20 protein-coding genes and 2 pseudogenes are annotated in these 19,383 nt (G+C 36.0%); 13 read left to right on the top strand and 9 right to left on the bottom strand.

Annotated features, from left to right (window positions below):
• The 3 genes and pseudogenes from H6F47_RS21860 to H6F47_RS21850 all read right to left on the bottom strand — a co-directional run.
• Positions 1 to 1,505: pseudogene (locus H6F47_RS21860) on the bottom strand (type II restriction endonuclease); the annotation flags it as partial.
• Positions 1,506 to 1,761: 256 nt separating this feature from the next.
• Positions 1,762 to 2,097 (bottom strand): DUF5615 family PIN-like protein, encoded by a 336-nt coding sequence (locus H6F47_RS21855; RefSeq protein WP_190650963.1) that lies wholly within the window; start codon positions 2,095 to 2,097, stop codon positions 1,762 to 1,764.
• Positions 2,090 to 2,401 (bottom strand): DUF433 domain-containing protein, encoded by a 312-nt coding sequence (locus H6F47_RS21850; RefSeq protein WP_096566341.1) that lies wholly within the window; start codon positions 2,399 to 2,401, stop codon positions 2,090 to 2,092. The genes H6F47_RS21855 and H6F47_RS21850 overlap by 8 nt, the downstream gene beginning before the upstream one ends.
• 832 nt (positions 2,402 to 3,233) lie before the next feature.
• On the opposite strand from H6F47_RS21850, the gene H6F47_RS21845 reads away from it, so the two are divergent.
• The 3 genes from H6F47_RS21845 (at position 3,234) to eno (ending at position 5,720) form a co-directional block, all read left to right on the top strand.
• Positions 3,234 to 3,593 carry an element excision factor XisH family protein gene (locus H6F47_RS21845; RefSeq protein WP_190650961.1) on the top strand — a complete coding sequence of 120 codons (360 nt, stop codon included), beginning with the start codon at positions 3,234 to 3,236 and terminating at the stop codon, positions 3,591 to 3,593.
• 47 nt (positions 3,594 to 3,640) lie between these two features.
• Positions 3,641 to 3,976: a XisI protein gene (locus H6F47_RS21840; RefSeq protein ID WP_096566345.1), complete on the top strand. Its 336-nt coding sequence runs from the start codon at positions 3,641 to 3,643 to the stop codon at positions 3,974 to 3,976.
• Positions 3,977 to 4,430: 454 nt separating this feature from the next.
• Positions 4,431 to 5,720, top strand: coding sequence for a phosphopyruvate hydratase (eno, locus tag H6F47_RS21835; protein ID WP_096566347.1), 1,290 nt, complete (start codon positions 4,431 to 4,433; stop codon positions 5,718 to 5,720).
• A gap of 38 nt (positions 5,721 to 5,758) precedes the next feature.
• On the opposite strand, the gene argC is transcribed toward eno, so the two are convergent.
• The gene (gene argC / locus H6F47_RS21830; RefSeq protein ID WP_096566349.1) at positions 5,759 to 6,817 is read right to left on the bottom strand and encodes an N-acetyl-gamma-glutamyl-phosphate reductase; all 1,059 of its coding nucleotides are present in this window, start codon (positions 6,815 to 6,817) and stop codon (positions 5,759 to 5,761) included.
• Between the two features lie 352 nt (positions 6,818 to 7,169).
• Between argC and H6F47_RS21825 the strand changes: the two genes are divergently transcribed.
• Genes H6F47_RS21825 through H6F47_RS21815 form a run of 3 tightly spaced genes read left to right on the top strand, consistent with a single transcriptional unit; the run spans position 7,170 to position 8,151 of the window.
• Positions 7,170 to 7,544, top strand: coding sequence for a hypothetical protein (locus tag H6F47_RS21825; RefSeq protein WP_096566351.1), 375 nt, complete (start codon positions 7,170 to 7,172; stop codon positions 7,542 to 7,544).
• A complete protein-coding gene (locus tag H6F47_RS21820) occupies positions 7,541 to 7,750 on the top strand; it encodes a hypothetical protein (RefSeq protein ID WP_096566353.1) in 210 nt (69 codons plus the stop codon). Before H6F47_RS21825 ends, H6F47_RS21820 begins: the two co-directional genes overlap by 4 nt.
• Before the next feature lie 44 nt (positions 7,751 to 7,794).
• Complete coding sequence (locus tag H6F47_RS21815; RefSeq protein ID WP_096566355.1) at positions 7,795 to 8,151, top strand: hypothetical protein; 357 nt, start codon at positions 7,795 to 7,797, stop codon at positions 8,149 to 8,151.
• A 35-nt stretch (positions 8,152 to 8,186) separates the two neighbouring features.
• Here the strand turns inward: H6F47_RS21815 and H6F47_RS21810 are convergent, their stop codons facing one another.
• Positions 8,187 to 8,372 (bottom strand): hypothetical protein, encoded by a 186-nt coding sequence (locus H6F47_RS21810; RefSeq protein ID WP_137667519.1) that lies wholly within the window; start codon positions 8,370 to 8,372, stop codon positions 8,187 to 8,189.
• Between the two features lie 28 nt (positions 8,373 to 8,400).
• Here H6F47_RS21810 and H6F47_RS28945 point away from each other — a divergent pair, with 28 nt between their 5' ends.
• The 5 genes and pseudogenes from H6F47_RS28945 to H6F47_RS21785 all read left to right on the top strand — a co-directional run.
• Positions 8,401 to 8,622, top strand: coding sequence for a DUF433 domain-containing protein (locus H6F47_RS28945; RefSeq protein WP_190650956.1), 222 nt, complete (start codon positions 8,401 to 8,403; stop codon positions 8,620 to 8,622).
• 9 nt (positions 8,623 to 8,631) lie between these two features.
• Positions 8,632 to 8,808, top strand: coding sequence for a hypothetical protein (locus H6F47_RS28940; RefSeq protein ID WP_190650954.1), 177 nt, complete (start codon positions 8,632 to 8,634; stop codon positions 8,806 to 8,808).
• A 144-nt stretch (positions 8,809 to 8,952) separates the two neighbouring features.
• Complete coding sequence (ribBA, locus tag H6F47_RS21795) at positions 8,953 to 10,626, top strand: bifunctional 3,4-dihydroxy-2-butanone-4-phosphate synthase/GTP cyclohydrolase II (protein WP_190650951.1); 1,674 nt, start codon at positions 8,953 to 8,955, stop codon at positions 10,624 to 10,626.
• 122 nt (positions 10,627 to 10,748) lie between these two features.
• A complete protein-coding gene (locus tag H6F47_RS21790; protein ID WP_190650949.1) occupies positions 10,749 to 12,065 on the top strand; it encodes an ATP-binding protein in 1,317 nt (438 codons plus the stop codon).
• Between the two features lie 119 nt (positions 12,066 to 12,184).
• Positions 12,185 to 12,724, top strand: a pseudogene (locus tag H6F47_RS21785) (RloB family protein); the annotation flags it as partial.
• 1 nt (position 12,725) lies between these two features.
• On the opposite strand, the gene H6F47_RS21780 reads toward H6F47_RS21785, so the two are convergent.
• Both H6F47_RS21780 and H6F47_RS21775 read right to left on the bottom strand, forming a co-directional pair.
• Positions 12,726 to 13,619 carry a peptidoglycan recognition family protein gene (locus H6F47_RS21780; protein WP_190650946.1) on the bottom strand — a complete coding sequence of 298 codons (894 nt, stop codon included), beginning with the start codon at positions 13,617 to 13,619 and terminating at the stop codon, positions 12,726 to 12,728.
• 47 nt (positions 13,620 to 13,666) lie between these two features.
• Positions 13,667 to 14,104, bottom strand: coding sequence for a type II toxin-antitoxin system Phd/YefM family antitoxin (locus tag H6F47_RS21775; RefSeq protein ID WP_190650943.1), 438 nt, complete (start codon positions 14,102 to 14,104; stop codon positions 13,667 to 13,669).
• A gap of 98 nt (positions 14,105 to 14,202) precedes the next feature.
• On the opposite strand from H6F47_RS21775, the gene metH reads away from it, so the two are divergent.
• Complete coding sequence (metH, locus tag H6F47_RS21770) at positions 14,203 to 17,724, top strand: methionine synthase (protein ID WP_190650941.1); 3,522 nt, start codon at positions 14,203 to 14,205, stop codon at positions 17,722 to 17,724.
• Positions 17,725 to 17,949: 225 nt separating this feature from the next.
• Here the strand turns inward: metH and H6F47_RS21765 are convergent, their stop codons facing one another.
• Both H6F47_RS21765 and H6F47_RS21760 read right to left on the bottom strand, forming a co-directional pair.
• Positions 17,950 to 18,297 carry a type II toxin-antitoxin system RelE/ParE family toxin gene (locus tag H6F47_RS21765; protein WP_228051634.1) on the bottom strand — a complete coding sequence of 116 codons (348 nt, stop codon included), beginning with the start codon at positions 18,295 to 18,297 and terminating at the stop codon, positions 17,950 to 17,952.
• A complete protein-coding gene (locus H6F47_RS21760) occupies positions 18,269 to 18,532 on the bottom strand; it encodes a type II toxin-antitoxin system Phd/YefM family antitoxin (RefSeq protein WP_096566371.1) in 264 nt (87 codons plus the stop codon). Before H6F47_RS21760 ends, H6F47_RS21765 begins: the two co-directional genes overlap by 29 nt.
• A 194-nt stretch (positions 18,533 to 18,726) precedes the next feature.
• Between H6F47_RS21760 and H6F47_RS21755 the strand changes: the two genes are divergently transcribed.
• Positions 18,727 to 19,290: an Rpn family recombination-promoting nuclease/putative transposase gene (locus H6F47_RS21755; protein ID WP_190650939.1), complete on the top strand. Its 564-nt coding sequence runs from the start codon at positions 18,727 to 18,729 to the stop codon at positions 19,288 to 19,290.
• Positions 19,291 to 19,383: the final 93 nt, after the last annotated feature.

The raw sequence follows: 19,383 nt of genomic DNA, 5'->3' as shown, positions 1-19,383 counted from the left end.
TACATAGTAATAAAACCAGGAGTAAAGAAAGAACCATCTTTATAACCGTTAATTTTCTCAAAGATTAAACCCAGTACAGCAGCATTAATTAATCTTTTATTTTCTTCCTGAATTTCTTCCCCAGTTTCACTACTAAAATCATAAGCATTGAGAAATTCAAATAGATATTCTAAAGCATTAATTTCACCAGTCAGTTTTTTACCGTTATTATCTTTTAAGATAGTACCTGTAAAAATCGGTAATTTCTCATTTCCTAAATTGCTAATTACAATAGTATCTTGTTCAAGGTCTGTAAGTTCAAACAAAGAACTGTTTAAATAAGGAACATGAGCAAATATTGTTTGTAATTTCTGGCTTCTTTCCTGTGGTTTACGTGCTAAAACGCTAAAAAATAGACTATTGAGATCATCATAATTCTTAACTTTTTGTAAGTTCAAAAATCCCCAAGACGGATCATTTTTATGATATCTAATTAATTGAGCTTCTAATAATTTCAAAAATAGGATTCTATTAATCCAAGTAATTGCTAATTCTAAACCCAGATTGAAAAGTTGTTCTTGGTAAGTTTCTCCAAATTGCTCTGGTTTCTCTAACCGAGAAATTTTATCTAAACTATCGAGTTGAATAATGGCATTTTCTATTAATGAACCAACGTTTCTTTCAGGTTCTTTTTTCCGTTGAATCAGTTTTTTACTACCTTCTTTAGTTTCTACCAAACCGATAATATGTAATAATTCACTGTAAAAACCTTTATCAAGAGTATTACTATCATTAGTAAAAGGTAATTTTAATAAATGTTCTGGAGAAAATAGCTTAAACAGGGAAATTAACTTATGTTCATCTGGATGTTCACCAGGGTTTAAATATTGCTGATAGTCTCGAATATCTAAATGTGTAAAGGTGATTTTATCGACAATTTCATCAATGGTAGGTTTAGCAATTTCTTTATAAAAGAAGTCGGTTTTTTTATTGCTTAATCTTCCAGCTTCAAAATCTGTAAACTGCTGAACCAGGGTTTTATTTTCTATAAATGCTTTCTCAAATATATTAGCATCAAAAATGAACCATTCATAAATATTAGTCGCTATTAAATATTTAATTTCTAAATTTTTAGCTGTCAAACGTTCCCGCAGAAAATATAAAACTAATTCTTGCAAAGCTTTGGTGTTTAAATTATCAACTTTGAGCATTTCGCTTTTATTTGTTGGTTTTTTAAATTCTAAAATTACACCAACAGTAGTCTTAGCGTCTTTACCATTATGGATCACTAAATCATTTCTTCCTTTGGTGTTTATAAAATGATTGTTGCTGTAATATGTGTTTTTTAAAAAGTCACCAATTAGATTTTTGTGAAATTCTTCTGATTCGGATTCGTTGATTTTATCAATTAAATTTTGTAGGTTCTTTTTGAAGTTCTCAATGTCATTTCTGTTGGGTTTAACTTTGAGAAAGGCTTTATTTAATGATTCTCTTGGTTGGATTTTATGAAAATTCATATTGTTCATTTTATGTAACGGTTTAACTATCAATTATTACTTGTTTTGTGATACTATACCATAAATAATTACAAATAGTATGTAACAAAAAATAAATTTATATAAACTTATTTTCCCTTATGTTTTCTAGCTCCTTATTTGTCGTAAGGAAAATTTTTAACGCCTAACTACTTATAGCGATTTATAGCGATCGCCTTTCCAACTCTAGCCACATTGACTTCATCAGTGCGATACCTTCGGTAAGCTTCGCTAACGCTTTTCTCATTCATAAATATTCAATCCTTCCAAACATCTCTTCAGGTGATAGCAACTCCCAAATTAATACTAAACCCTGAATAATTTGCCCAATAGATTTAGTCTGTTGAGAACAATAAACAATTCCCAAATGATTGGTATTGACTTGATGTAATCTCAAAAAATCAGTATCCTGAGTAAATATAACTTTTCCTTGAGATACCGAAAATTCTAATTGCACCTCATCAGATACAGAAATAAGTCCTTGTTCTGGAGTCGTGGTTACATCAATTCCCCGTTTGCGAAGTCCAGCAGCAATGGCATTACTGACATTTTCATCTAAATGAAATTTAATTTCTCTAATCATGACCTTTTTGAAGTTTCTGCTGAACTAAAGAAGGCGTTTGAGCTTTCATCTCCCTAGCAAATACTTCGTCATCTTCTATATCTTTTCTAATCTCTTCCAGATGGTCATAATAATAAGCCAATGCTGCATGAACATCAGCTAAAGTAATACTAGGATAATGATAGACAATTTCATCTGGTGACATTCCCATGCGTTCATACCAAATGACGATATTTTGTACTTTAATTCGATGTCCGGCAATGCGAGGTTTGCCACCACATATACCCGGCGTTATTTCAATATGATTAGTAATTACTGCTGTCATAAATTATTTGGTTATTTTTTAATATATTATATCTAAAAATAGCCATATAGCAGATATAGCGATCGCCCTTTCCACTCGATCCATTTTTCTATCAAAATAGCGATCGCTTCATCTTCCTAACGCAACTCACTTACCATATTCAATCTTTTTTGTCAATCCCCCTGATTCCTAACCTGCTAATAACAGCATCAAAATAGTTGAATCTCATGTCAGGAATTTTTGATAAATCCCTGGCTTTTTTGCAGGTTCTTATTTTTGTGTGTTCTGAAACTCTTACCAGTAAGGGCTTTTAATCTGCTGCTTAAAACCCTGGTTTACAAATAGGCACAATAAGGCAAATTACAAATTCTCTTAAATCATACCAGATGCCTGAAAATATTGCAATACCGTTGATAAATAAAAATAATTCTCAATTAAATATTAAGAAAATATAAAGGAAGAATTTTGAATAGTTATGTATTTTCAATCATTAAACTGTTAAAAAATAAGATTATATTATTGATTCCCGAAATAGAGAGTTAGCATCATTAACACTTGTGTAATTTGACAACAATCTGCAATCTTGTTATTGTAAAAGTTTTTATGTATTTAAACAACACCCTAAATTAAATTCTTTCTTCCTTTGCGTCTACCCTGCGGGATCTCCTGAGGGAGATTGCGCGAAACATTCCTCAAAGAATACTTACACAAAAGCAACCTTACACATCAACCTCCCGCATCAATGGAAAACTTCTTTAATCTCAGCCTATTTTTCCCCAGAAACGCATAAACTAACGGTTGGTTTAGCACTAAACTGAAAAGGTAAGCTAAAGTTGATATTTTTGATTTAGTAATGCCACAGTACGATTTATTTCATAATCAAGTTAAAAATGCCCTCACTAAAGATGGATGGACAATTACTGATGATCCATTTATATTAGAATATAAAGGTTTGCGTTTATACGCTGATTTGGGAGCAGAAAAGTTATTTGCAGCCCAAAAGATGCAGCAAAAGATAGTAATTGAAATCAAGGTTTTTAACAGTCCTTCTTTAATTTCAGAATTAGAAAAAACTCTAGGACAATACAATATTTATGTTAGTTTAATAAAAAGGATTAATCCAGAACATAAATTATATTTAGCAATTCCTGAAGCTGCTTATCAAGACTTTTTTCTCAAACCAGCTATTCAAGATATTTTAAGTGATCAATAGCAGATTAATTACATTATTTTTGATCCAATTCTGGAGGTAATTGTACAATGGATAAGTTAGAAAAATACAGAAAAATTATAATTAGTGTTGTCGGAAATCACGCTAAGTATAAACCTAGTCATGGTCAAATTGAGGCTTTGTGTATTTGTGATCAAGAATCTGATAATTATTTGTTAATGGATACAGGTTGGGATAAAACAGGTAGGGTTCATGCAGTGGTGTTTCATTTGCGAATTATTGATGGTAAAATCTGCATTGAATGGGATGGTACAGAAAGGGGAATAACTGGGGAATTATGGGAGTTAGGAGTAGAAAAGGATGATATTATTTTAGGGTTTATTCGTCCTGAATATCGGCAGTTTACAGATTTTTCTGTGGCTTAAAACACAGCACTTACTAGGGTGCGTCAGATGTCAAAAATCTGTTTATCTGCAAATTTCACGGTTTATCTGCAAATGCCATACCGCAATTGGGACAATGAATATCAAAGCTACTCCAAACAAGTCATAGGCTATTCTATGGTAATTGCGTTTTTATGCTTACTAGCAACTAAGATTTGCTGTAACATTAACTTGAATATGGATATTGTCAGCGTTCAAGCATTGTTACTGAAAGTATTTATACTATTTTTTACATTCATATAATATACAACTGTCTGTCTTCTTGGGCAACTATACGGTTAAAGGCTTAAAAAAAATTAATCTTTCCTTTGAGTTGACTCAAACTCGGAAATCTTCTTTAATCTCACCCAATTTTCCGTTAAAAACGCATAAACTAACGATTGGTTTAGGACTAAACTGGAAAGTCTTAACTATCAAACATAAGGAGAAAGCAGGAATGACCAAATATCTAGACACCGCCATTGAAGCCATTGTAGCCCGCGAAATCCTCGACTCACGGGGTAGACCTACCCTAGAAGCAGAAGTACATTTAGCTGGTGGTGCAGTCGGACTAGCACAAGTTCCTAGCGGTGCTTCCACAGGCACATTTGAAGCACATGAACTGCGAGATGGCGATAAAAGCCGTTATGGTGGTAAAGGAGTCCTCACGGCGGTAAAAAATGCCAATGAGATATTAGCGCCCAAATTATTAGGGTTGGATGTTCTCAACCAAGAGTTGTTAGACCGGACTATGATTGCTACAGATGGTTCTCCTAACAAAGCTAATTTAGGCGCGAATGCGATTTTAGGAATTTCTTTAGCAGCAGCTAAAGCAGGTGCAGCAGCGTTAGATATTCCCCTTTATCGTTATTTGGGTGGACCTTTAGCAAACTTGCTGCCTGTACCTTTGATGAACGTGATCAACGGGGGAGCGCACGCTGCCAATAATGTAGACTTTCAAGAGTTTATGATTGTTCCTATCGGTGCGCCTTCTTTTAAAGAAGCTTTGCGTTGGGGTGCGGAAGTTTTTGCCACTCTCAGCAAAGTTTTGGATGATAAAGGTTTGCTAACTGGTGTGGGTGATGAAGGTGGTTTTGCACCTAACTTAGAATCTAACCAAGTGGCTTTAGAATTGCTGGTAGCAGCCATTGAAAAAGCTGGTTACAAACCTGGGGAACAGGTAGCTTTAGCTTTAGATGTGGCTGCTAGTGAATTTTACAAAGATGGGCAATATGTTTATGATGGTAAACCCCATAGCCCCGTTGAGTTTATTGATTATTTAGGGCAGTTGGTGGATCAATATCCTATTGTTTCCATTGAAGATGGTTTACATGAGGAAGATTGGCAAAACTGGCAATTACTAACTCAGAAAGTCGGTTCTAAGGTGCAGTTAGTTGGTGATGATTTGTTTGTAACCAACGCCACCCGCTTACAAAAAGGCATCGAACAAAAAGCCGGTAACTCGATTTTGATTAAGTTAAATCAAATCGGTTCTCTCACTGAAACTTTGGAAACCATTGATTTAGCTACACGCAACGGTTTCCGTTCAGTTATTAGCCATCGTTCCGGTGAAACCGAAGATACAACCATTGCAGATTTAGCAGTAGCAACTCGCGCAGGACAAATTAAAACCGGTTCTCTCTGTCGTAGTGAACGGGTGGCTAAATACAATCGCTTGCTCAGAATTGAAGATGAATTAGGCGATCGCGCTATCTATGCAGGTAAAGTTGGTTTAGGACCAAAGTAATTGATAATTGACAATTGATAATTGTCAATTGTCAATTGTTATGGATAAAACCCAACTTTGGGTAAACCCAAGGTTTCATCCCAACCCATCATAATGTTCATACATTGTATGGCTTGTCCTGCTTGACCTTTAATCAAGTTGTCAATGGCTGACATGACGATCACTCGCCGGGTTCGGGGGTCAACTTCTATACCTATATAACAGGAGTTACTTCCACAAGCCCATTTGGTTTGGGGATATGTGCCGCTATTACAGATTTTCACCCAGGGGGAATTACGGTAAAATGCGGTGTAAATTGTAATTAAATCATCACGCACTAAACCCGGATCTCGCAAGGTGGCGTAAACGGTGGCTAATATTCCCCTCACCATTGGGATTAAATGAGGTGTAAATTGTACTGTAACTTCGTGTCCGGCTAAATCACTGCAAATTTGCTCAATTTCTGGAGTGTGCCGGTGACGGGCGACGTTATACGCAGCTAGGGAGTTATCAGCTTCCGCTAACAAAAGATTGATTTTACCTTGTCTTCCTCCTCCAGATGTCCCAGATTTAGCATCAATGATCGCTGTTTCTGGTATAATTAAACCTTGTTTCAGCAGTGGGGCAAGGGCGAGTAAACTGGCTGTGGGATAGCAACCAGGACAACCGATGAGATTGGTTTCGGCAATGCGATCGCGGTACAATTCTGGTAAACCATAAACTGCTGTTTTGGCAATAGTGCGATCGCTTCTTTCTGTTCCATACCAAGTTGTATAAGTTTTTAACTCACTGAAACGATAGTCGGCACTCAAATCTAATACTTTACAGCCTTTTTCTATCAGTTTGGGTGCAATGTCACAGGCTAAACCGTTGGGTAAAGATAGAAATACTACTTCACATCTACTAGCAATCAGTTCTGGATCTACCGCTTCAATGTTGAGTTGAACTACACTCCCCAAATGGGGATAAAGATCCGCAAATGTTTTCCCTGCGCTGCTTTCGCCACCTAAATATACTACTTCTACTTCTGGATGATCCATCAGGAGTCTGACAAGTTGCACTCCGCCATAACCTGACGCGCCAACAATGCCAACTGGTACGCGTCTTAAATTACCCATGTTATGAAATCCTTATCCGCTTTTGGTTAATCTAATATTAGCTATCATCAATCAGGTTGTTAGCCAATTGGTGATAACTGAATTATTATTGAACTTTCGCTGCATTGTATAGCAAATATCGTATTTTGGAGAAGGCAGGAGGCAGGGGGCAGGAGGTAAAACACCCTTGCTGCTTGATAGCATAGCGTGGTGTAAGCAATTTTTTGTGTATTTTCTCGCTTTCTAGTTTAACTCAATTGTTGTGATCACTTAATCTAGAAAAATATTTACAACTGCACTTAGATAGAATTATTATTTTAACTGACAAGCTATTACCTGTATTTTTTTAGAGTGTACTTTTTATAGCAAATAAATGTACAAAACCTTTAACGAAAACCCAACGCATCCAAAACGTGCCTTACAAATATGGCAAATTTTGATCAGCAAAGCAGTGAACCGCCAAACTTTAACCTATAAAATGTTAGCTGAAATTCTTGGTTTTCAAGGTTCAGGGACTTTAGCTCCCATATTGGGACACATCATGTATTATTGTCAGCAAAATAAACTTCCACCCTTAACAGTTATAGTAGTTAATCAAACAACTGGACTGCCAGGAAATGGTTTGATTACTACAAATAATATTCATGCTGAACGTGAAGATGTTTTTAACTTTGACTGGTTCGCTATTTACCCGCCTTCTCCTAATGAATTGGAAACCGCTTATAAATCTGGGAATTGTCAAATATGACTACTTATAAACAAATCCAGGATTACATTAAAAATAAACATCAGGTAACAGTAAAAACTTGTTGGATTGCTCATGCAAAAGAACAGTTAGGACTTCCACTTAAACCATCTAAACGTAGTTCTGAAGGAAAACCAAGAGTTTATCAATGTCCTGAAAATAAATTGTCATTAATTAAAGAAGCTTTTGAATATTTCCATGATTTATAAATTTTAAATCAAAAAAATCAAAAAAATCAAAAAAATCAAAAAATATGAAGAATGAAATTGTCATTGTCCGCACAGGTATTCCTCCCCAACAACTAGATAAATATGTTGATGATGAAACAAAACTGCATGAAGCACCGGAAGGTTTACGCACATTAGCAATTTTAGGAAAAACATTTTACTGGACATTGAACTTAGAGCGAGTTCAATCTTGTGCTGAGGTACATATCTATAACTGGGAAGGAAATCAACGGATTGTTGCCCCGATTTTACCAGAACAATGTTACTCTATTGATATGTTTGGAAAATCTAGAACCATCATTGCTTTTGATACTAAAGCTGTTCGTTTTGAAAATGTTGATCCTCCTCGGAAATTTGGGCGAAGTTCCGCATTTTATGAATAGCGATAGATAAAAAAGCAGAAGCATCTAACACAGATTTATTCACTTAAATACTCCTGTCTGCGTTCCTGAATAAGTTCATCTACCAAACTTCTATCAGGTGATTTATCTTTTAATAAACCTCTTAATTTTTTAACTTGTTGTTTGAGACTGACTAATTGCAGTGTTCCATTATCTTCAAGAGTTAAAATATACCCATCAACATCCATCGGTTTTCCACCCAAAACATAATTCTACAGGAGAACTCAAATCATGCAACTAGAAGACTACTTTAACTTTCTTAGTCCAGAGGATATTCGTTTAAAAGGCTCTCGCATTGGTATAGAAACCATTTTATATGAATATATTTATCGTGCCAGAACACCGGAAGAAATTAGCCAAATGTTTCCGAGTCTGACCATAGAACAAGTCTATGCGACTATTTTGTATTTAGGACTTACGCAAGATGTGACTGAAAGCCTTATTCTTGCGTAGGGGTAATTCATGAATTACCCCTACTTTCGTTCCCTTTTGCGTAAGTCCTGGTATTATCATCACGAAAAAGAAAAAGTTAGTCAGTATATAGCCGACTGGCTAGAGTGGAGTCATAAAATGCGAGAGGAACAGCGTAAAAACCCCCATCCTGTAGTACAAAAATTAATGGAAATTAAAGCAGTATAAAAAGCCCAAGCATTACATGACAATACAATATCTCAACTCCTGACTCCTGACTCCTGACTCCTGATCGCTCTAGTTTCGATAAACAGGCTACAATCTAAAATAAGAAATTGTTAAAAAAATTTACGTTGGTAGCTAGAATTTCCTGTGTCACAGTCCAATAATAACCAAACCTTTAAATTTGATTCTATTGATGCCGCTTTAGCTGACCTTAAAGCCGGTCGTTCTATTGTGGTGGTAGATGACGAAAATCGCGAAAATGAAGGTGATCTAATTTGTGCTGCCCAGTTTGCCACCCCGGATATGATTAATTTTATGGCGGTGGAAGCTAGGGGTTTGATTTGTTTAGCGATGACAGGCGATCGCCTGGATGAACTTGACCTTCCCCTCATGGTCAGCAACATCACAGATACTAACCAAACCGCTTTTACCGTCAGCATTGATGCAGGTCCCCATTTAGGAGTCAGTACGGGGATCTCTGCTGAAGATCGAGCGCGTACCATTCAGATAACTCTCAACCCTGCTACAAAACCCGAAGATTTGCGCCGTCCTGGGCATATTTTCCCGATTCGGGCTAAAGCTGGGGGTGTGCTGAAGCGTGCAGGACACACAGAAGCGGCAGTTGATTTAGCGCGACTAGCAGGATTATACCCTGCTGGGGTGATTTGTGAAATTCAAAATCCTGATGGTTCAATGGCAAGATTACAACAGCTAGTTGAATATGCCAAAGTCCATAAACTAAAAATTATCAGTATTGCGGATTTAATTAGTTATCGTCTGCAAAATGATCGCCTGATTTATCGAGAAATTGTCACTAAATTACCTACCCAGTTTGGACAATTTGATATTTACGGCTACCGTCACACTTTGGATAATACAGATCATGTGGCAATTGTCAAGGGTGATCCGGCAAATTTCGGTGATGAACCTGTAATGGTGCGGATGCACTCAGAATGTTTGACCGGTGATGCTTTGGGGTCTTTGCGTTGTGATTGCCGAATGCAGTTAAAAGCCGCATTAAAAATGATTGAAAATGCCGGTCAAGGTGTCGTAGTTTACCTGCGTCAAGAAGGCCGGGGTATAGGTTTGATCAACAAGCTTAAAGCCTACTCTTTGCAGGATATGGGACTGGATACGGTAGAAGCAAACGAGCGTTTAGGTTTTCCTGCGGATTTGCGAGATTATGGCATGGGGGCGCAAATTCTCATGGATTTAGGTGTTAAAAAAATTCGCCTCATTACTAATAATCCCCGTAAAATTGCGGGTGTGAAAGGCTATGGTTTGGAAGTTGTAGATCGTGTACCTTTGCTGATAGAATCTAATGATTTCAATTCCCGTTATCTAGCTACAAAAGCTAAGAAACTGGGACATATGTTGTTACAAACTTATCTGGTGACAGTAGCATTAGACTGGGAAGATGAACCGGAATCTGTCACCAAACGTTATGAACGTTTAGAGAAAATCAGACATTTAGCAAAAGATAATCATTTATTGTTACAGGAAGAAGCGCGACCTTTAGGAATTGCTTTATTTGATCAACCATCATTAACTGTGCATTTGGGATTTGATCAGCCAAATGTTGCTGATGCTAATTGGTATCAACAAAAAGGACATCCTTACTTGCAAGCGATAGGGCAAATTTTGGATAATTTACTAGATTTACCCTATGTGCAGAAGTTAGAATTTCTGATTTCTGCTGGTAGTGATCCTTTGAGTAATTTACAAGTACAGTTAGATCGGCAGGTTTTTGGGAAAGAAATTAAACCTTCATTATTGAGCGATCGCTTGGAGACACAACATATTTATAGTTTTAGTAAGTAATTCGTTGTATATTGTTGTATCTTCAAAATAGCTCTGGTTTTATCCCCGGAGCTATTTATTTTTATTGATTTATTCTGTATGCTTGAGTCATAAAGCTGATAATTAACTATAAATATAAAATCATGCTTATAGAATTTAGTGTAGAAAATTATCGTTCTTTTCAAGAAAAGCAAACATTGAGTATGGTAGCTGCTGAAGATGATGAAACCATGCTCAATAGTAACACTTTTCCCATGCCGAATACAGATGATTTACGCCTGGTTACAAGTGCGGCAATTTATGGACCAAATGCGTCAGGAAAAAGTAATTTAATTAAAGCTATTGTTACACTTAAACAAATTATTGTTAACTCGGCTACTAGAATCAACCCAGGTGATAAATTACCGCTTGAACCATTTAGATTAAATAGTGAATCATCAAACCAACCTACAATATTTGAGGCAATTTTTATTCATAAAGATACTCGTTATGAATATGGAATTTCTGCAACTCAAGATCAAATTCATGAAGAATGGTTAATTGCATATCCCAATGAACAACAGCAAAACTGGTTTTATCGTAAAAAACATATAATTGAAAACACCGAATCACAAGAATCACAAGATTATAAAAACTATGAATGGTCATTTAGTGAAGAACTCAAGGGAGAAAATGGAAAGATTAAAACATTTACACGCTACAATTCTTTGTTTTTGTCCCATGCAGCACAAAATGACCATCCTCAATTAAAAGAAATATATAAATATTTTCGAGATCAAATAAATATGCTGACTATTAACGTAAATTCAAAAGGATTTACATTTAAAAAATGTCAAGAAAATCAAATTTTCCGTGAAAAAGTTGTTAAAATATTGAGTGAAGCGGATATTGGTATTTCTGATATTAGACCTGAGTTGATAAATGTGCCTGAAGAAGTCCTGCAAGTATTAAAAGGTTTAATCAACAAAGAAATTGATAATCCAGACATAGAAAGTATCATACATGAACCAAAAGCCATGAGAATAGTAACAGTTCACAAAATGAATGATTCAGAAGATAAAACTTATGAATTGAATATGGATGAAGAATCTGATGGAACACAACGTTTATTTGAGATGTCAGGACCTTGGTTAGATGTATTAGAAAAAGGAGAATTATTAATAGTAGATGAAATAGATAGAAGCTTGCACCCAGTTCTATCCAACGCATTAATCAAAATGTTTAATGATCCAGAAATTAATCACAACAACGCCCAATTAATATTTACAACCCATGATACAACACTATTGGATGAAGAAATATTCAGACCTGATCAAATCTGGTTTACAGAAAAAGATAACAGCATGACTAAATTATATTCATTACTAGATTTTCGACCCCGTGAAGATGAATCTTTACAAAAAGGTTATCTTTTAGGGCGATATGGTGCTATTCCTTTTATTAATGGGTTAAGTATTTAGAAATATAGAAAAATATGTCAAGAGGAAAATCTACCAATAATTTAAAACGACGTTCAGGAAATAACCAACCTAGAAAAAACTTTTTAATTGTAGTTGAAGGGGAGTAAACAGAGTATAATTATTTTAATTCTCTCAAACGTGAACTTAGATTACCAACAATCAAAATTGAAATTGTCTCCGCTAACGGCGGTGATCCCCTTGTAATTGTTAATGAAGCTATAAAATTAAATAATCACATTAAATTTGAGAAAGTTGATCAAGTATTTTGTGTATTTGATGACGATAATAAACCTGAAAAATATAAACAAGCTCTTAACCGTGCGAAAGAATATAATTGTACTCCTATCACATCAATACCTTGTTTTGAATTTTGGTTTTTCCTTCATTATTACTACACTCCCAGTCCCTTTGGTAGTTACAATGAATTACGTCCCCAACTAGAAGCAGAAATGAGAAAAGCTGGTATTCTCAAGCAGGGAGAAAAATATGATAAAACTGATAAATTGCTCTATTCAAAATTGCAACCCAACCAAGAAATGGCAATAAATAACGCCATGAAACTAGAAAATAAACACCCTAATGAAGATGGATGTACAAACCCATCCACAAAAGTACATCATTTAGTACAAGAACTAAAAAACCAAAAAGACTTTAAATAAATTACGAATTATTAAAACTCCTCAACTCTCTAAAAGAATGCAACTTATTAAAAAACTTCTCAAAATCAAAACTTAAAGGATCAACCTTACCATTAGCAATATCAACATCACGATGAGTAGTAATTCTCTGATCAGGAACTTGACTTTGGGCAATTAACCAAGCTAAAGAATTATATTGATCTTCAGTATAACCGCTATGTCCTTGAATATTTCTTTTTCCCCAAGCATCAGGAGGGGTTTCTAAAGAAACATGATAAGCGAAATTATTTACAGATGGAGATAAATTAGGATTAGTTTGTACAGTTTCCTCCACACCATTAGCAGCTTTAAAAACCGAATTACCAGCACCAAAAGCCCTTTTATCAGGTGCTACTAAATAAATAACAGTACCATCCAGAGTAATTAAAGCATGATAACTAGCTTGGACATTTTCATCAACATTATTATTTTGAAAAAAATTCACTGCACTAGAAGCAGAATTAGTCGTTTCATGTAAAACAATCAGCGGTTGATTATTTACAGGTACACCATTAACATCATGAGTAAATCTTTCACCATAATTACTAGGATGTACTTTAGCAGCAGCTAAATTAGGTTTATATCCAGCAAAAGCAGCAGTAGTTATGTATTGAGTAATAACTTGATTTTTTGGTTTTCTCTCAACAAAAGACTTAGACAAAATTGGTAACTTAGGTAAAGTAATTGGCGGTTTTTCTGCTGTTTTTTCTGATTGATATAAAGCTTGTGGATATTGATTCCAAATAATAGGATTTGGATTTGATATTCCTGTATTATTTGGCTGTTTTCTTGCACCACCAATAAACATGGCTAAAATCAAAGTTGCCAGCATCAGAAAAATTAGTATTACCCTAGTCGCCCAGTGTCTAAATCTCATAAATTATAAATGTTTGATAAACTAATTTAATAAAATAAACTTAACTTTCACTTAATCAGCCAATAATCTGGAATCCAAAATTTATGAATATTCATCAAAATTGCCCCTGGAAGAAAATTCTCAATATCATCTTCAAAAGCAGCTGTAGGAAAAGTTAACCCAACGGTTTCATTATTGCATATTACCCGCTCAAGTATTTGCTCAAAATTCCATTCTAATTCCTTAATATTAATACATGGTATGCCACACCCGTCCTCATAATTATATTCTTCATCTATCATAAATTGTCCATATTTGATATCATAGGTGATCCATTCCAGACGTTCAAATTCATTAACTGGAATAATAGCAGCCACATCTTCCTCCCCTTTTACCAAGACGATGCGCTGTTTCTCCAAGATCACATCATTGATGCTTGCCAATAATTTAACCCTAAATACATCTGTTTGTAAGCGGATAAAACCTGCTTCTTGATTTTTTAACATATTCTTTTCTGTAAACCCTGCCTAAAACATCAAAATCTTGGAAAATAGTAAATTAGGTTGCATCTTATCAGACTACACACAATTTTCTTTCATAAAATATGACACATTCATTTCTCCAACGCTTACATAGTCCAGAACTTCCTGTCATCGTCTTTGATGGTGCAATGGGAACTAACCTGCAAACCCAAAACCTCACTGCTGAGGACTTCGGCGGCGCACAGTATGAAGGTTGTAATGAATACTTGGTACATACTAAACCGGAAGCAGTTGCTAAAGTTCATCGTGACTTCCTCGCTGCGGGTGCAGATGTGATTGAAACTGATACCTTTGGTGGTACTTCTATTGTTTTAGCAGAATACGATCTAGCAGACCAAGCCTATTATCTCAGTAAGAAAGCCGCAGAACTAGCTAAAAGTGTGGCTGCGGAATTTTCTACCCCGGAAAAACCCCGCTTTGTTGCAGGTTCAATGGGTCCGACTACCAAACTTCCCACTTTGGGACATATTGATTTTGATACCATGAAAGCTGCTTTTGCCGAACAAGCAGAGGCTTTGCTTGATGGTGGTGTGGATTTATTCATCGTTGAAACTTGCCAAGATGTTCTGCAAATTAAAGCCGCATTAAACGGAGTTGAGGAAATTTTTACGAAAAAAGGCGAAAGAAAGCCATTAATGGTTTCCGTGACAATGGAAAGTATGGGGACAATGTTGGTAGGTACGGAGATTGCTGCCGTTTTAACTATTTTAGAACCATACTCCATTGATATTCTCGGTTTAAACTGCGCCACTGGTCCAGACTTGATGAAACCACACATCAAGTATTTATCAGAACATTCTCCTTTCGTAGTTTCCTGTATTCCCAATGCCGGTTTACCGGAAAATGTTGGTGGTCAAGCTCATTACAAACTCACACCAATAGAATTACGTATGGCGTTGATGCACTTTGTTGAAGATTTGGGTGTCCAAGTGATTGGGGGTTGCTGTGGGACACGTCCAGCACACATTCAACAATTAGCGGAAATTGCCAAGGACTTAAAACCAAAGGTTAGACAACCAAGTTTAGAACCAGCAGCAGCTTCAATTTATACCACTCAAAACTATGATCAAGATAATTCTTTCTTGATCGTCGGTGAACGTCTTAACGCCAGTGGTTCTAAAAAATGCCGTGACTTATTGAACGCTGAAGACTGGGATGGTTTGGTGTCAATGGCCAGGAGTCAGGTAAAAGAAGGCGCACACATTTTAGATGTGAACGTTGACTATGTGGGACGGGATGGCGTGCGTGATATGCACGAGTTAGTTTCTCGCATTGTTAATAATGTTACTTTACCTTTAATGCTCGATTCCACCGAATGGGAAAAAATGGAAGCGGGGTTAAAAGTTGCCGGAGGTAAGTGTTTACTCAATTCTACCAACTATGAAGACGGCGAACCGCGATTTTTAAAGGTGTTGGAATTAGCGAAACAGTATGGTGCTGGTGTCGTCATTGGTACAATTGACGAAGATGGCATGGCACGAACCGCAGATAAAAAGTTTCAAATTGCCCAACGTGCTTACCGTCAAGCTGTAGAGTATGGTATTCCAGCGACAGAGATATTTTTTGATACTTTAGCTTTACCGATTTCTACAGGGATTGAAGAAGACCGGGAAAACGGAAAAGCCACTATAGAGTCAATTCGCCGCATTCGTCAAGAATTACCTGGGTGCCATGTAATTTTGGGTGTATCTAATATATCCTTTGGTTTAAACCCAGCAGCGCGTATGGTGTTGAACTCAATGTTTTTACACGAAGCGATGAATGCGGGAATGGATGCAGCAATTGTTAGCGCGAGTAAAATTTTACCCCTAGCGAAAATTGAACTCCAACATCAAGAAGTTTGTCGGCAATTAATATATGATGAACGCAAATTTGATGGTGATGTTTGCGTTTATGATCCTTTGGGAGAATTGACAACAATTTTTGCAGGAGTCAAAACCAAACGTAATACAGGCGTTGATGAAAGTCTACCAATTGAAGAACGTTTAAAACGTCATATTATTGACGGTGAAAGAATTGGTTTAGAAAAACAATTAGCTACAGCTTTAGAACAATATCCACCTTTGGAAATCATCAATACTTTTCTCTTAGATGGAATGAAAGTGGTAGGGGAATTGTTCGGTTCTGGACAAATGCAGCTACCTTTTGTATTACAATCAGCAGAAACCATGAAAGCGGCGGTGGCTTATTTAGAACCGTTCATGGAAAAATCGGAAGCTGGTAATAATGCTAAGGGAACTTTTGTGATTGCCACTGTTAAAGGTGATGTCCATGATATTGGTAAAAACTTGGTTGATATCATCTTATCTAACAATGGTTATAAGGTGATTAATTTAGGGATTAAACAACCAGTTGAAAACATCATTCAGGCTTATCAAGAACATAAACCTGATTGTATTGCCATGAGTGGTTTGTTAGTCAAATCCACCGCTTTCATGAAGGAGAATTTGCAGGTTTTCAATGAAAAGGGAATTACTGTTCCTGTAATTTTAGGTGGTGCGGCGTTAACTCCTAAGTTCGTGAATGAAGATTGCCAAAATACTTACAAAGGTAAAGTTGTTTATGGCAAGGATGCTTTTTCTGATTTGACTTTTATGGATAAGTTAATGCCAGCAAAAGCTGCCGGAAATTGGGATGATTTAAAAGGGTTTTTGGATGAGGTAGGAACTGAAGAATCTATCCATGAAGTTAAAGAAAAAGTTGCAAAATCTGTAAAAGCACCTGCTGAACCAAGGGAGATAGATACAAGGCGTTCTCAAGCTGTAGAAATTAACATTGAACGTCCCACTCCTCCTTTTTGGGGAACGCAATTATTACAACCTGATGATATTTCTTTAGAGGAATTATTCTGGTATTTAGATTTGCAAGCTTTGGTGGCTGGACAATGGCAATTCCGTAAGCCGAAGGAACAATCTAAGGAGGAATATCAAGGGTTTTTAAGTGAGAAGGTTTACCCGATTTTAGAAAGTTGGAAAGCGCGAATTATTGAGGAGAAGTTGTTGCATCCTCAAGTGATTTATGGGTATTTTCCTTGTCAGTCTGAGGGAAATTCTCTACATATATATGATGTGGAAAATCAATCTCAACAAATTGCCAGTTTTGAGTTTCCCCGTCAACGTTCTGGGAGAAGATATTGCATTGCAGATTTCTTTGCACCAAAGGAGTCGGGAATAATTGATGTTTCCCCCATGCAAGCGGTGACTGTGGGGGAAGTTGCTACGGAGTTTGCACAAAAATTATTTGCTGATAATCAATACACTGATTATCTGTATTTTCATGGAATGGCGGTGCAGGTTGCGGAAGCTTTGGCAGAATGGACGCACGCGAGAATCCGCCGTGAGTTGGGTTTTGGTGATGCTGAACCGGATAATATTCGGGATATTTTGGCGCAGCGTTATCAAGGTTCTCGGTATAGTTTCGGTTATCCTGCTTGTCCGAATATTCAGGATCAGTATAAGCAGTTGGAGTTGTTGGGTACTGATAGGATGAAGATGTATATGGATGAAAGTGAACAGTTATATCCTGAACAGTCTACGACGGCGATTATTGCTTATCATTCTGTAGCTAAGTATTTCACTGCTTAGTTTTTTATCCCCCTTCGTTTTGTGATGGAGGGGGAGTTTATATTTTTTATTCTCACGCAAAGACGCAAAGTAAGAAGGATAAGAATAACAATGTGTTAAGTTATTTATAAACCTATAAACGCCCTTATACTGGTTATGGGGTGGCGTAATTTGGTTCAAATATATGAAAAATTCTGTAATAATTGGTTAGGTAAAGCGAATACTTCGTCAATTGCATATTAAAAACTACAATAATTTCTGCAAAAGATTATAAATATCTCCCTTATCACCTTCTTTTCTTAAACCTACACCAACTACTAAAACTACGACCTGATCATTTTCTACGTGATAAACTATACGGTAACGTTGACCCACAGCCCTAACACTGCGATAATTAATCAACTGTCCCGTTAAAGGTTTTCCCTGTTTTTCAGGTTCTATTTTTAATTTATCAATCCGTGAACTCAAAGCTTTCTGGTGACGTTTATCTTTAATATTCCCTAACATCTCCAATGCTAAAGGTGTTAACTGAATTTCAAATTCAATCTGATCAGATTGTGGTTTATCAAAGTCCGAGTTTAAGTTTTGCATCATTCCAACTAATAGTTTCTCCCCTGTCGGCTTGAGCTATACTTTCTTGTAGTTGCTGGGTAAATTCTTTATCAGATAAAATTGCTAATGTTTCTAGCAAAGATTCATATTGCTCAAAACTAATGGCCGCCATTACTGGTTTACCATGTTTGGTGATGATTATTGGTTCTTGTTGTAAATCATCTGGTAAATCTAAAAGTTGCTCTTGTGCTTCTGTAATTGTTAGGTATTTTAACATATTTTGGTTGTCAATAATTCCTCTATGTCATTATATCACTAATTCAAGTTAATTTCAAAATATGATTTTTAGGTTATCCACAATCTTGATGTAATTAATTGGAATTAATATAATATTTTGCTTGTTTACTATTGTATCATGTTTCATAGTTCTTCCCCAATCAACAGTTCAAAAAATATTTAATCGCAATATTCATGAAAACAGATTCCATCTTTTATCGCATTTTTCAAACCTTACCTCAATCTTTTTTTGAATTGATTAATTTACCCCCTAGTGAAGCAAATGCTTATGATTTTGCTTCTGTAGAACTCAAACAAACAGCTTTTAGAATTGATGGTGTATTTGTACCTAAAGATAATAAACCAAAAAGAACGATTTATTTTGTAGAGGTGCAATTTCAAAGAGATGAGGATTTTTATTCTCGCTTTTTTTCGGAAATCTTTCTTTATTTACATCTCTATGCTTCCACTACACCCTGGCAAGCTGTGGTTTTATTTGCTAAACGTAGTATAGAACCCACAGAAATAGAACCCTATCGCTATTTATTGGAAAGTCCGTTGGTAACTCGGTTATATTTGGATGAATGGGTAGATGTACAAACATCCTTGGGATTAGGTATCATTAAGTTAGTGGTGGAAAAAGAAAAAGCAGTTCCAGCTTTAGCGAGAACTTTATTATCACAAGCAAAATCAGATTTACCTGATACCCGTCAACAAAGAAATTTGCTAGATTTAATTCAGACAATAGTTTCAGGGTAAGAGCATCTCAATCAGGCTTGACATAAGGGCTTATCGGAATCTAATGTAGAGTCAATGAAACAAGAACTGAGAACTTGAATCATGTAATCGTTA

The organism is Sphaerospermopsis sp. FACHB-1094 (assembly GCF_014696195.1).
Taxonomy (GTDB): domain Bacteria; phylum Cyanobacteriota; class Cyanobacteriia; order Cyanobacteriales; family Nostocaceae; genus Sphaerospermopsis; species Sphaerospermopsis kisseleviana.
The sequence above is the reverse complement of the archived record's forward strand: the minus strand, read 5'-3'. Positions and strand labels throughout refer to the sequence as shown.